We start from the raw sequence: 13408 nt of genomic DNA on the forward strand, positions 1-13408 counted from the left end.
CGTGCTTAGCCGTGTTGAATAGCGACGGTTTTCAAAGTTGTGAAACCATACAGTGCTTCAAAACCTTTTTCACGGCCATGGCCGGAAGACTTCACGCCGCCAAAGGGTAATTCAACGCCGCCCCCCGCGCCGTAATTGTTGATGAAGACTTGGCCACTTCGCAGGCGCTTGGCCATTCTGAATTGACGGCCGCCATCGCGCGTCCAAACGCCTGCCACCAAACCAAAGGCGGTGGCGTTGGCCATTTCAATGGCCTGATCTTCACCTTCGAAGCACATGGCCGAGAGCACCGGACCAAAAACTTCTTCTTGTGCCACACGGTGATCGACGGGCACATCGCGCAGCAAAACAGGCGCTTGATAAAAACCAGTTTCAGGGGCTTCGGACACCACACTGCCTTGCGCCACCGTGCGAATGCCGGCGGCCTTGGCTTCTTCCAAAAAGCCTTGTACGCGCATTTTTTGCGTGGCTCTGATGAGCGGTCCTAAATTCAAATCGGCGCTTGCAGGGCCCACACGTAATTTGCTGAAGGCTTCTCCCAGACGTGCAAGCAGAGGCTCGTAAATGCTTTTCTCAATGAGTACGCGTGAACCTGCACTGCAAGTTTGCCCTGAGTTTTGAACAATGGCGTTGATGATGACGGGGATGGCAGCATCCAAGTCAGCATCGGCAAAAATGATTTGCGGACTTTTGCCACCCAGCTCCAACGTAACAGGGCAATGCCTTGCAGCGGCGGCTTGTTGAATGAGCGTGCCGACTGTGGGGCTGCCCGTAAAGCTGATGTGGTCAATGCCAGGGTGCTTGGCCAGCGCATCACCGACTTCATGTCCTAAGCCCGTCACGATGTTGATGGCGCCTGGCGGAAACCCCACCTCAGCCGCCAATTGCGCAACACGGATCAAGCTCAAGCAAGCATCTTCTGCGGGCTTGACCACACAGACGTTGCCGGCTGCCAATGCGCCGCCGACACATCTGCCAAAAATTTGCATGGGGTAATTCCACGGCACCACATGGCCAGTGACGCCATGCGGTTCACGCCAGGTCAAAACGCTGTAGCCGTTTTGATAAGGAATGGTTTCACCATGAAACTTGTCACAGGCGCCCGCATAAAACTCAAAGTAACGCGCCAATGCTTTGGCATCGGCCATGGCTTGTTGTGTGGGTTTGCCGCAGTCACGTTGTTCCAGTCGCATCAACTCTTCGGCATGTTCAGCTACTTTGCGCGACAGTGCCATTAGCAATCGACCGCGTTCTGATGCGTTCAATTGGGACCACGGTCCTTCGAAACATTCGCGCGACGACTTGACGGCCATGTCAATGTCATGCGGATTGCTGCGTTGAATGTGGTCAAAGGTTTGGCCGTCAGAGGGGTCGATCACAGGCCATGTTTGCCCGCTTTGGCTGGCCACCGATTGGTTGTGGATGAAATTGAGTTGCATGGTGCTATTTTGCGCGTAAAAAAGCCCGCGATGAAGGCCATGCGCGGGCTTTGTGTCACTTGCGTGGCGGGCCAAAGGCGCGCCACGTTCAATTGGACGGATCAGCTGTGGAACTTCATCACCAGCGGCACAATGAGCAAAGCCACAATGTTGATGATTTTGATCAGCGGATTGATGGCAGGGCCAGCCGTGTCCTTGTAGGGGTCGCCCACGGTGTCGCCAGTCACAGCAGCCTTGTGGGCTTCAGAACCCTTGCCGCCGTGGTGTCCGTCTTCGATGTATTTCTTGGCATTGTCCCAAGCACCGCCGCCGGTACACATGGAAATGGCCACAAACAACCCGGTGACGATGGTGCCCATCAGCAAGCCGCCCAAGGCTTTGGGGCCCAGCAACAAACCAATCACGATGGGAACCACGACGGGCAACAAACTTGGAATCACCATTTCTTTGATGGCTGCCGTGGTCAACATGTCAACAGCGCGGCCGTATTCTGGCTTGGCAGTGCCTTCCATGATGCCCTTGATTTCGCTGAATTGGCGTCGAACTTCCACCACCACAGCGCCTGCTGCGCGGCCCACGGCTTCCATGGCCATGGCACCAAACAAGTAGGGGATCAGGCCACCAATGAACAAGCCCACAATGACCAAGGGGTCGGACAGGTCAAAGGTGATGGCTTTGCCGTAGGTTTCCAGTTTGTGGGTGTAGTCTGCAAACAAAACCAAGGAGGCCAAACCGGCTGAGCCAATGGCATAGCCCTTGGTCACAGCTTTGGTGGTGTTGCCCACAGCATCCAGGGGGTCTGTGATGTCACGCACGCTGCTGGGCAGTTCGGCCATTTCGGCAATGCCGCCAGCGTTGTCAGTGATAGGGCCATAGGCGTCCAAGGCCACCACAATGCCGGCCATCGACAACATGGACATGGCGGCCACGGCAATGCCATACAAACCGGCCAAGCCATAAGACACCACAATGGCAATGCACACAAAAATCACTGGCCAAGCTGTCGAGCGCATGGAGACGCCCAAGCCTGCGATGATGTTGGTGCCGTGACCCGTTGTAGAGGCTTGCGCAATGTGTTGCACAGGGCTGTACTGTGTTCCGGTATAGAACTCAGTGATCCATACCAAAGCGGCGGTCAAAACTAGGCCCACAGCACACGCGCCAAACAATTTCATTTGGCTACCGCTGGCTGCGATGGCGTTGTCCGGCATGATCCACATTGTGACGAAGTAGAACGCGATCAAGGACAAAACACCGGCAATGGCCAAACCTTTGTAAAGCGCAGGCATGACGTTGGTCATACCGGGTGAAGCTTTGACAAAGAAGCAGCCAATGATGGAGGCCACGATGGACACCGCACCCAAGGCAAGCGGGTACATCACAGCATTGCCAGGTGCGCCTGCAACCAAGAGTGAGCCCAACACCATGGTGGCAATCAAGGTCACTGCGTAGGTTTCAAACAAGTCGGCGGCCATGCCTGCGCAGTCGCCCACGTTGTCACCCACGTTGTCGGCAATCACCGCTGGATTGCGGGGGTCGTCTTCTGGAATGCCAGCTTCCACCTTGCCGACCAAATCGGCGCCCACGTCAGCACCTTTGGTGAAGATGCCGCCGCCCAAACGGGCAAAGATCGAAATGAGGGAAGAGCCAAAGGCAAAGCCAATGAGGGGATTGAGGATGACAGACAGCTTCACATCGGGCGTGAGGTTGCCGTTACCTGCCAAGAACCAGTAGAAACCTGTGACACCCAATAGGCCCAAGCCCACCACCAGCATGCCCGTGATGGCGCCGCCTCGGAACGCAACGTCCAGGGCCGGGCCAATGCCTTTGGTGGCAGCTTGTGCAGTACGCACATTGGCACGCACCGAAACGTTCATGCCAATAAAGCCACAAGCGCCCGAAAGCACCGCACCGATGACAAAGCCAATGGCTGTGGTCATGTCAAGGAAAACGCCCATCAAGATGGCCAACACCACGCCCACCACGGCAATGGTTTTGTACTGTCTTGCTAGGTAGGCGGCTGCACCGGCTTGAATCGCGGCTGCAATTTCTTGCATTCGGTCATTACCGGGGTCTTGGGCCAGAATCCATCCACGAGCCCAAACGCCATAAATTACGGCGATCAGTCCGCAAACGAGCGCCAAAATCAACGCTGAATTGCCTGTCATAAATCAATCTCCTTAGTTGTTACCGCTGAAAGGAGGTGCAACGCTCGAGAAACACCTCCCGGCGTTGCTTCCTCGCTCCCAGAAGGAGACGATTGGCCAACAAAGTCATTAAAAGGGCAATGATCCGAAATCGCAAGCCCTGTGAAAGTAAAATCGGGGTTAATCCTAAGCTTCTTAGATTTACATCAACTCTTTTAATTTTCAGAAAAATGTCCCTAGACAACGTTACCCCAGGCAGCAAAGTTCCCGAGCAATTCAACGTCATCATCGAAATCCCGATGAATGCCGACCCCGTGAAATACGAAGTGGACAAAGCCACTGGCGCTATTTTTGTCGACCGCTTCATGAGCACGGCCATGCATTACCCCACCAACTATGGCTATGTGCCCAAAACCATCAGCGGCGACGGCGACCCTGTCGATGTGTTGGTGATCACACCCGTGCCCTTGATTCCCGGTGTGGTGGTGCCTTGCCGTCCCATTGGTATTTTGAAAATGCAAGACGAAGCCGGTGAAGACGGCAAGGTCTTGGCTGTGCCAACCGACAAAATTTTGTCGATCTACACACAATGGCAAAAGCCTGAAGATTTGAACCCCTTGCGTTTGAAAACCATTGCCCACTTCTTTGAGCACTACAAAGATTTGGAAGAGGGCAAATGGGTCAAGATTTTGGGTTGGGAAGGCCCAGAGTCTGCCAAGAAAGAAATCTTGGACGGCATCGCCAACTACCAAAAAGCCAACGCCTAATCAGGCGCAAGCTGTACCTTGAACTCGCCATGGGTTCAGGGTGCCAGCTCAGCCCTTTTTCAAGGGTGATCTGGCTTCTAAGTTTTCCAAATAGGCCGCAACACCGCGGCCTTCTTTTTCCAAATAGCGCTCTACCGCATCCGCAAAACTGGGATGCGCCAACCAGTGCGCGCTGCTGGCTTTGACGGGCAGCAAAGCGCGGGCCATTTTGTGCTCACCTTGCGCGCCGCCTTCAAAGCGGACAAAGCCATTGGCGATGCACCAGGCAATCGGCTGGTAGTAGCAAGCCTCAAAGTGCAGACAGTCAACACGCTCCAAAGCGCCCCAATAGCGGCCATAGGCGACATCACCTTGAATGGCGATCAGGCTGCAGGCCATTCGCTGGCCATCTTTGTCGGCAATGAACAGCACCCAGTTCTCGGGCATCGTGTCTTGCATGCGTTGAAAAAAATCACGGCTCAAATAAGGTGCGTTACCGTGTTCAAAATAGGTTTGCGCGTAGCACTTGTAGAAAAAGTCCCAGTCTTGAGTTTGAATCTCTTGGCCACGCAGGGTTTTGAAGGTCACGCCAGCTTCATGGACTTTTCGCCGTTCTTGCCGAATCTTCTTGCGCTTTTCTTGATTCAAGCTGGCCAAGAAATGATCAAAGTCTTCGTATTGAGCGTTGTGCCAATGAAATTGAACGGTATGCCGCTCGAGCCAGCCCGCCTCCTCAGTGGCCTGCAGGTCGTCGCCTGACAAAAACAAAACATGCACAGATGACCACTTGGCGTCTTGGGCCATTTGCACCATGGCTTGAATCAATGCAGCCTTGCTCTCTTTGCTATCGGCCAAAAGGCGAGAGCCTGGAACGGGCGTGAAGGGCACGGCACCCACAGCCTTGGGGTAGTAATCCAAGCCGTGGCGGTGATAGGCATCGGCCCAAGCCCAGTCAAACACGTATTCACCATAGGAATGGGGTTTGACATAGAGCACGGCTGCTGCGGCCAAACCAGTTTCTGGGCTTGCGTTGGGGCGGTATAGGCAGATAACTTGAGGTGTCCAGCCTGTTTCTGGGCAAGCCGAGGCACTTTCTTCCATGGCCCACAGATAGGCGTGCCGCATGAAGGGTGTGGGTTCAGATTGAGAAGCCAACAAAGAATCCCATGCAGACGCAGTGATATTTCGCATGGAATCCTGCACCGCGATGACATAATTGTTGGAACTGAATTCCTGCACCTGTATGACCCTTCAACTTTGTATTGCCCAACTCAACTTTGTGGTGGGTGACATGACGGGCAATGCCCGCAAAATCATCGACGCGGCTCACCAAGCCTATGCTCAGGGTGCACGCGTCTTGGTCACGCCCGAGTTGGCCATTTGTGGCTATGCCGCTGAAGACTTGCTGTTACGACCCGCCTTCATCGATGCCTGCGATGATGCCCTGAAAACAGTGGCCCGTGAGCTGGCTGGGTTAAAGGGCATGCATGTGGTGCTGGGCCATCCTCAGGGCGGCGGCATTCAAAGCAAAAGTGTGGCCATCACGCAGCGCTTCAACCGGGCTTCTGTGTTGTGCGAAGGGCAGGTTGTGGCCAGCTATGCCAAGCAAGAGTTGCCCAACTACCAAGTGTTCGATGAGCGTCGCTATTTCACACCTGGCCAACAGCCATGTGTTTTTGAGGTGGCTGGCCTTAAGTTGGGATTGCTGATTTGCGAGGACGCTTGGTTTGAGGCGCCCGCCCAAAAAGCGCGTGAAGCTGGCGCACAAGCCTTGCTGGTGCTCAATGCGTCGCCATTTCACGTTGGCAAAGGGCTAGAGCGTGAGGTTCAAATGAGCCAGCGCGTGAAAGACTGCCAATTACCCCTTGTCTATGCACATCTAGTTGGCGGACAAGATGAGGTGATTTTTGAGGGCCGTTCATTTGCCATCGATGCCAATGCGAAAGTGGTGGCCAGGGCGCCTGCTTTCCAAGAGTGTTTGCAATACATCGATCTGAAAGCGGATGGCGCAACGCAGGGGGTTCGCTTGTCTGGCCGTGAAATTGTGCCCGAGAGCACCTGGGAAGAAGATCTTTGGCACGCCTTGGTCTTGGGCATTCGAGACTATTTGGGCAAGAACGGTTTTCCGGGGGCCATACTGGGACTTTCGGGCGGCATCGATTCCGCGTTGGTGTTGGCGCTGGCCGTCGATGCCATTGGTGCTGACAAAATCCACGCCGTCATGATGCCGTCGCCTTACACGGCAGACATCAGCTGGTTGGATGCCCGCGACATGGTCAAACGTCTGAACGTGCGCTACGACGAAATCGCCATAGCGCCATTGTTTGAAGGCTTTAAATCGGCATTGTCTGATCAGTTCAAGGGCTTGGCCGAGGACACCACCGAAGAGAACATTCAAGCTCGGGTTCGCGGAACTTTGCTGATGGCTTTGTCCAACAAGACGGGTGCCATCGTGCTGACCACCGGCAACAAGAGCGAAATGGCCACGGGTTATTGCACCTTGTATGGCGACATGGCGGGTGGTTTTGCCGTCATCAAGGATGTGGTCAAGACGCAAGTTTTTCACTTGGCCGAGTGGCGTAACAAGCACGATCCCTATGGCACGGGTGCCAACCCCATCCCAGAGCGCATCATCACCCGGCCGCCCAGTGCCGAGCTTCGCGCGGATCAGAAAGACCAGGACAGCTTGCCGCCTTACGAAGTGCTCGATGCCATTGTGCAGCGTTACATGGAAAATGACGAGGGCATTCATGCCCTCGAGGCCGATGGGTTTGAACGCGCCGATGTTGAGAAAGTCACCCGCTTGATTAAACTGAACGAATACAAGCGACGCCAGTCGCCGGTTGGAATTCGTGTCACGCACCGCAGTTTTGGCAAAGATTGGCGTTATCCTATAACCAATCGATTCCGAGCTTAATTTTTTCAGTCTGGACTATTTCATGAAACAAATCACAGCCATCATCAAGCCTTTCAAATTGGAAGAAGTTCGCGAAGGCCTGGCCGAATGCGGCGTCACTGGCTTGACCGTGACAGAAGTGAAAGGCTTTGGCCGTCAAAAAGGCCACACAGAGTTGTACCGCGGTGCCGAGTACGTCGTCGATTTCTTGCCCAAGGTCAAAGTGGAAGTGGCTGTGAAAGACGACGACGTTGAGCGTTGCGTGGATGCCATCGTGAAAGCGGCCCGTACCGGCAAAATTGGCGACGGCAAAATCTTCATCACTTCCGTTGAGCGCGTCATTCGCATTCGCACGGGTGAACTGGACGACGATGCAGTTTAAGCATCAAGGTCAATGGGTCAATTGACTTATTGTTAAATGGACTCGCTTTGAAAGGGCGTTGGCAGGGCAGCAGCCTGGACCAAAGAGGGCAGCAGTTGTTTGGCATCTGAATGTGTTTGGATCAAGTCCATTTGCCAAGAGCCCATGAATTCATGTGTCACCACTGAATTGAGAAAACTCAGCATGGTGTCGTAATAGCCATTCAAATTCAGCAGGCCAATGGGCTTGTTGTGATAGCCCAGCTGGCGCCATGTCCAAACTTCGTAAAACTCTTCAAAAGTTCCGATGCCGCCTGGCAAGGCCAGAAAAGCATCGGCACGTTCGGCCATCAATTGTTTGCGCTCGTGCATGGTTTCAACGATGTGCAACTCTGTGCATTCGGTGTGTGCCCATTCTTTTTCAACCAGGGCACGGGGAATGACGCCGACAACCATGCCGCCTGCTGCCAAGGTGGCATTGGCCACAATGCCCATCAGGCCGTTTCGGCCGCCTCCGTACACCAATTGACCGCCATGCTGACCAATCCATTGACCCACTTGGACGGCTGACGACGCAAATTCGGGCAGATCGCCTGCCTTAGAGCCACAGTAAACGCACAGGGAGAATGCGGGCTCAGCCATGTATGAATTTCCAGATGGCCGCAGCCCAGATGCCCAGACACAGCAGCAGGCTGAGCAGCACAGCAGCACTGCCCATGTCCTTGGCGCGTTTGGACAAAGCGTGCCATTCGGTGCCAATCCGATCAATGGCCGTTTCAATGCCGGTGTTCAACAACTCAACCACCATCACAAAGATGACAGAGCCACACAGCAAAGCCACTTCGACCCACGTTTGGCCGAGCCAAAAAGCAAGTGGCAATAAGACGCAAGCCAAAATGGCTTCTTGCCTGAAAGCGGTTTCGCCCCATCCTGCTTTAAGTCCTGCAAGGGAATAGCCGCCCGCATGAAAAATACGCGACAAGCCCTTGCGTGCTTTTTGAGGATTGACGTTGAAGTCGGTCATGAGTTGGAAGCCGAAGCTGTTGATACGGGTGGTTTTTGGACGTCTACCAATTGTGTACCCGCCCAGACATCATGCCAATATTGTCCACGTGACTGGAAGCGACTTAACACGGCCCACACCATGACCCAGCCCAAAACCAAAACCGCAACTTCAGTGGCAGGCAATTGGAAGGGGGCTGTGATCAACATAGGAGGCAAAATCCAAAACCAACTGAGCAGATAACGCCAGAATGCGCGTGCTTGCGTTAAAGGCCGGCCGGATGTGTCTAACACCCGAATATGCCAAGTCTTCATGGCCAATGTTTGCCCCTTGGACCACAGCCAAGTGAAGTAAATGGCAAACACCAAAAATAGAAATGCTTGAAGCCCGTGGCGATTGTGCAAGGCGTGTTTGGTTTGGCTAAGGGTGCCAAATAAATAGCCTGAAATGAACACAACGCCAAAGAGCAACATGCCTTCGTACAACCAACACGCCATTCTTCGGCCTAAGGAGGGCGTGACGAAGGAGGAGGGTTCTTGTGAAGCGGCTGTCAGCTCAGCTGTCGCAACTGTATTTGGCGAATCGCTCAACTCAGGTGCCTTCTGGAATCACGACGGGGGTGGGGAGGAGGGTTTTTTTATCGATCACGATGCTCGGTGTCGACTTACCTGGGGTTTCTGCAGGCGTTGACTTGTTGGGCATGCGAATCACTTTGTTGGGGGGTGCTGCCTGAGATGCTGTTGCGGCCCCTTGAATACCCGTGGTTTGCATGGCGGCAAGCTTCTTCTTTTCTTCAGGGCTTAAAGCCTGATAGGCCTCCCATTGAGTTTTCTTCTCATCAGCGGCCAGGCTTTTGGTTTCGTTGAAGATCAAGCGAGCTTGCGCGCGTTGCTGAGGGCTTAAAGCGGCCCAATCGGCCATGCGTTCATGCAGGGTGGCTTGTTCTTTGGGGGACAAGTTGTCGAAATTGTTGGACATGGCCAACCACTTGCTTTTTTGCGCCACGCTGATTTGCGACCAGTGGGGGGCCAAGGGCGCCAAGGCTTTCTTTTGTTGAGGTTTTAAGGCTTGCCAACCCGCATCTTGTGGCGCTTGCGTTGTTGCCGGCTTGCCGCTAGGGGTGTTTGCATTCTGCGCAGACACACTTCCCAACCCCATGAGGATGAGGCTGAGAGCGATGGCGAGAAAGCCTTGTATTTTCAATCCGACACCTTTGAGTGCGAAGGATTGGACTTCAAGAAAATCAAAAAGCCAGGGTCGGTGTAGGCATCGGGCGGCAGGTCATCGGTGAGGAGTTCGGCGTCGAGCGATGCGATTTCGTTGGTTCGGTGTTCATTTTGAAACACATGAATGCTGGCCAAGCCAAACAGCAAGGCCATCACGGGCAGGGCGGATGCCAAACGGCTCCACAAGTTCAAGCCTTCGTCGAGAGGAGGGGTGCCATTTGCACCTGCCATAACCAGCTGTGGAACGGTGTTGAGGATGGGCTCGCGTTTGCGCTGTGCCAAGGCTTGCATGCGTGCGGCGCGCAAACGCTCTGTGATGTCGTGGGGTAATTCTGTGGCGTGATCGTTTAAACGGCGCGCTAGCGCCTGACCTAACCGGTCAACGCGTGTCATGTCGAGATTGGCTTGCGTTTTCATGTGTTAAATCCTTTGGCGCGAAGTGCTTTGCTCAGCGCCTGAACAGCCCGAGAACAGTGAGTTTTGACACTGCCTTCCGTGCAGCCCATGGCCGCTGCGGTTTCGGAAAGGTTCATCTCCTCCCAGTAACGCAGCAGGAAGGCTTCCCGTTGACGCGGAGGCAATTCTTGAATTTCTGCTTCAATTTGGTGAAAAACTTGTTTCCGATGGGTTTGGTCCTCGGTGCTTTCGCCCAATCCTGGCTCGCCCAAACCGCCCAAATTCTCTAAAAAGTCAAAATCTTCGCCATCTGCGTCAGTCCCAAAGTCGCTCATGTTGGAGAACAAAGCGTTTCGGGTTTTTTGCCGGCGGAACCAATCGAGGGTGGTATTTGACAAAATTCGCTGGAACAGCATGGGCAACTCGGCGGCTGGTTTGTCCCCGTAATGGGTGGCCAGCTTGATCATGCTGTCTTGCACGATGTCCAACGCCGACTCCTCGTTGCGCACGTGGTACAGCGTGCGTTTGAAGGCGCGCTTCTCCGTGTTTTTGAGGAAATCTGAAAGTTCTTGTTCGGTGGCCACAGCTTGCACCCATTTTGTGCGAGTCGGATTATGGCATTCTGGGCCCTATAATGCTGGGTTGCAATTGAAAAAACGCAAACGGATCACCATCCGGCCAAGGCACTTACATGTGCAGGCTTATGTTGGTGGTCTTAAGTTCTGATGCGACTTCACAAGAGTCCCGCAAAAGAGCACCCAAGGTTTTTCGTTAGAGAAATTCACAAAGGTTGAATATGGAAATCTCCAAAACAGAAATGGCCAATGCGGCCAACGTAGCTGCCGCGGCAGCTTCATCGTCCCCCGCAGAATTGCGCGGCGGCGAAATCCTCGTTAAAGCGCTCCAAGCCGAAAACGTCAAATACATCTGGGGCTACCCAGGTGGTGCTGTCTTGCACATCTATGACGCTTTCTTCAAACAAGACACCATTCAGCACGTGCTGGTTCGCCACGAACAAGCCGCAGTTCATGCGGCCGATGGCTATGCGCGTGCCACTGGCGACGTCGGTGTTGCGTTGGTCACTTCAGGCCCAGGCCTGACCAATGCGGTGACCGGTATTGCCACCGCCTACATGGACAGCATTCCCATGGTGATCATCAGTGGCCAGGTGCCCACTGCCGCCATTGGCCTCGATGCCTTCCAAGAGTGCGACACCGTGGGCATCACACGCCCCATCGTCAAACACAACTTCTTAGTGAAAGACGCTCGCGACATGGCTGAGGTCATGAAGAAGGCGTTTCACATTGCGCGTAGCGGTCGTCCTGGCCCTGTTGTGGTCGACATTCCAAAAGACGTTTCTTTCAACAAGGTGCCTTACACCGGCTACCCCGAAACCGTTGAAATGCGTTCTTACAACCCTGTGCGCAAAGGCCACAGCGGACAAATTCGCAAAGCCCTTCAGTTGTTGATGGCCGCCAAGCGTCCTTACATTTACACCGGTGGCGGTGTGTTGCTGAGCAACGCCTCAGCCGAGTTGCGCCACTTGGTGGACATGTTGGGTTACCCCGTCACCAACACCTTGATGGGTTTGGGCGCTTATCCCGCCACCGATCCCAAGTTCCTTGGCATGCTGGGCATGCACGGTACTTGGGAAGCCAACAACGCCATGCAACACTGCGACGTGTTGTTGGCCGTGGGCGCACGTTTTGACGATCGCGTCATTGGCAACCCCAAACACTTTGCGCAAAACGAACGCAAGATCATTCACATCGACATCGACCCCTCTAGCATTTCTAAGCGCGTGAAGGTGGACGTGCCCATTGTGGGCGACGTCAAAGATGTGTTGACCGAACTCATCGCCATGATCAAAGAGTCTGGCCTCAAGCCCGACAACAATTCATTGGGCGCCTGGTGGTCCACCATCGACGGCTGGCGCAAGCGCGATTGCATGAAGTACGACAGCAACAACACTGAAGTCATCAAGCCCCAAAAAGTCATTGAAACTTTGTATGGCATGACCAAAGATGCCGATGCCTACATCACGTCTGACGTAGGTCAGCACCAAATGTGGGCTGCCCAGTACTACAAGTTTGACGAGCCCCGTCGCTGGATCAACTCGGGTGGTTTGGGCACCATGGGCGTGGGCATTCCCTACGCCATGGGCATCAAATTGGCCAAGCCCGATTCAGAAGTGTTCTGCGTGACGGGTGAAGGTTCTGTGCAGATGTGCATTCAAGAACTCTCTACCTGCTTGCAGTACAACACGCCCATCAAAATTTTGTCATTGAACAACCGCTACTTGGGCATGGTTCGTCAGTGGCAACAAATTGAATATTCGGGCCGTTACAGCCACAGCTACATGGACGCCTTGCCCAACTTTGTGAAGTTGGCCGAAGCCTATGGCCATGTGGGCATGCTCATTGAGCGTCCTGAAGATGTTGAGCCAGCCTTGCGCGAAGCTCGTAAATTGAAGGACCGCACGGTGTTCATGGACTTCCGAACAGACCCCACCGAAAACGTGTTCCCCATGGTTCAAGCAGGCAAGGGCATTACAGAAATGTTGCTCAGCCCCGAAGACCTTTGAACCACGGCCATCATTTGAATTAACTTTAGAAGAATCTATTGACCGCCAAGCCTGCGCATTACCGTGTGCAGGGGAGGGCGGCGAAAAGAGGAATCGCACATGAAACACATCATCGCAGTTTTGCTAGAAAACGAACCCGGCGCCTTGTCGCGGGTCGTCGGCTTGTTTTCCGCACGTGGCTACAACATTGAGTCTCTCAGTGTGGCGCCCACCGAAGATCCCAGCCTGTCCCGCATGACCATTCAAACCGCGGGTTCGGATGACGTCATTGAACAAATCACCAAGCACCTCAACCGCCTCATTGAAGTGGTCAAAGTGGTTGACTTAACAGAAGGTGCCTACACCGAACGCGAACTCATGCTGGTCAAAGTTCGCGCTGTGGGCAAAGAACGTGAAGAGATGAAGCGCATGGCCGATATCTTCCGTGGTCGTGTGATCGATGTCACCGACAAAAGCTACACCGTGGAACTGACGGGCGATCAATCCAAAAACGATGCGTTTTTGGAAGCCATCGACCGCAGCGCCATTCTTGAAACAGTCCGCACCGGTGCCTGTGGTATTGGACGGGGTGAGCGCATTTTGCGCGTCTAACTTAGCGCGTCAGTTCGCGT

Annotated in this window: 14 protein-coding genes; 5 read left to right on the forward strand and 9 right to left on the reverse strand. The window is 54.1% G+C overall.

Annotated elements, in window-relative coordinates:
- Positions 1-5 precede the first annotated feature (5 nt).
- Both L103DPR2_RS07720 and L103DPR2_RS07725 read right to left on the reverse strand, forming a co-directional pair.
- The gene (locus tag L103DPR2_RS07720) at positions 6-1439 is read right to left on the reverse strand and encodes an aldehyde dehydrogenase family protein (RefSeq protein WP_055360493.1); all 1434 of its coding nucleotides are present in this window, start codon (positions 1437-1439) and stop codon (positions 6-8) included.
- Between the two features lie 101 nt (positions 1440-1540).
- On the reverse strand, positions 1541-3607 hold the full coding sequence (locus L103DPR2_RS07725; protein ID WP_055360494.1) for a sodium-translocating pyrophosphatase: 2067 nt from the start codon (positions 3605-3607) through the stop codon (positions 1541-1543).
- 209 nt (positions 3608-3816) lie between these two features.
- Here L103DPR2_RS07725 and ppa point away from each other — a divergent pair, with 209 nt between their 5' ends.
- The gene (ppa, locus tag L103DPR2_RS07730; protein WP_055360495.1) at positions 3817-4353 is read left to right on the forward strand and encodes an inorganic diphosphatase; all 537 of its coding nucleotides are present in this window, start codon (positions 3817-3819) and stop codon (positions 4351-4353) included.
- 48 nt (positions 4354-4401) lie between these two features.
- On the opposite strand, the gene L103DPR2_RS07735 is transcribed toward ppa, so the two are convergent.
- Complete coding sequence (locus L103DPR2_RS07735; RefSeq protein WP_082466759.1) at positions 4402-5523, reverse strand: GNAT family N-acetyltransferase; 1122 nt, start codon at positions 5521-5523, stop codon at positions 4402-4404.
- Positions 5524-5575: 52 nt separating this feature from the next.
- Here L103DPR2_RS07735 and L103DPR2_RS07740 point away from each other — a divergent pair, with 52 nt between their 5' ends.
- Together L103DPR2_RS07740 and L103DPR2_RS07745 are read left to right on the forward strand one after the other, a co-directional pair.
- Positions 5576-7249 carry an NAD+ synthase gene (locus L103DPR2_RS07740; protein ID WP_055360497.1) on the forward strand — a complete coding sequence of 558 codons (1674 nt, stop codon included), beginning with the start codon at positions 5576-5578 and terminating at the stop codon, positions 7247-7249.
- 22 nt (positions 7250-7271) lie between these two features.
- Entirely contained in the window at positions 7272-7610 is a 339-nt protein-coding gene (locus tag L103DPR2_RS07745; protein WP_055360498.1) for a P-II family nitrogen regulator, read from the forward strand.
- A gap of 32 nt (positions 7611-7642) precedes the next feature.
- Here L103DPR2_RS07745 and L103DPR2_RS07750 read toward each other — a convergent pair whose 3' ends face one another.
- The 6 genes from L103DPR2_RS07750 to L103DPR2_RS07775 are packed head-to-tail and all read right to left on the reverse strand — an operon-like array spanning position 7643 to position 10797.
- A complete protein-coding gene (locus L103DPR2_RS07750; protein ID WP_055360499.1) occupies positions 7643-8230 on the reverse strand; it encodes a TIGR00730 family Rossman fold protein in 588 nt (195 codons plus the stop codon).
- Complete coding sequence (locus L103DPR2_RS07755) at positions 8223-8612, reverse strand: diacylglycerol kinase (RefSeq protein ID WP_055360500.1); 390 nt, start codon at positions 8610-8612, stop codon at positions 8223-8225. Before L103DPR2_RS07755 ends, L103DPR2_RS07750 begins: the two co-directional genes overlap by 8 nt.
- Positions 8609-9145: an RDD family protein gene (locus L103DPR2_RS07760; RefSeq protein ID WP_257719818.1), complete on the reverse strand. Its 537-nt coding sequence runs from the start codon at positions 9143-9145 to the stop codon at positions 8609-8611. Before L103DPR2_RS07760 ends, L103DPR2_RS07755 begins: the two co-directional genes overlap by 4 nt.
- 37 nt (positions 9146-9182) lie before the next feature.
- Positions 9183-9794: a DUF3106 domain-containing protein gene (locus L103DPR2_RS07765; protein WP_055360502.1), complete on the reverse strand. Its 612-nt coding sequence runs from the start codon at positions 9792-9794 to the stop codon at positions 9183-9185.
- A complete protein-coding gene (locus L103DPR2_RS07770; RefSeq protein WP_156339873.1) occupies positions 9791-10234 on the reverse strand; it encodes a DUF3619 family protein in 444 nt (147 codons plus the stop codon). Before L103DPR2_RS07770 ends, L103DPR2_RS07765 begins: the two co-directional genes overlap by 4 nt.
- Positions 10231-10797, reverse strand: a complete 567-nt coding sequence (locus L103DPR2_RS07775) for an RNA polymerase sigma factor (protein ID WP_055361936.1) — start codon at positions 10795-10797, stop codon at positions 10231-10233. The genes L103DPR2_RS07770 and L103DPR2_RS07775 overlap by 4 nt, the downstream gene beginning before the upstream one ends.
- A 212-nt stretch (positions 10798-11009) precedes the next feature.
- Here L103DPR2_RS07775 and L103DPR2_RS07780 point away from each other — a divergent pair, with 212 nt between their 5' ends.
- Complete coding sequence (locus L103DPR2_RS07780) at positions 11010-12797, forward strand: acetolactate synthase 3 catalytic subunit (RefSeq protein ID WP_055360503.1); 1788 nt, start codon at positions 11010-11012, stop codon at positions 12795-12797.
- Between the two features lie 99 nt (positions 12798-12896).
- Positions 12897-13388: an acetolactate synthase small subunit gene (gene ilvN / locus L103DPR2_RS07785; protein ID WP_055360504.1), complete on the forward strand. Its 492-nt coding sequence runs from the start codon at positions 12897-12899 to the stop codon at positions 13386-13388.
- Positions 13389-13408 lie beyond the last annotated feature (20 nt).

It is taken from the genome of Limnohabitans sp. 103DPR2 (assembly GCF_001412575.1).
Classification (GTDB): domain Bacteria; phylum Pseudomonadota; class Gammaproteobacteria; order Burkholderiales; family Burkholderiaceae_C; genus Limnohabitans_A.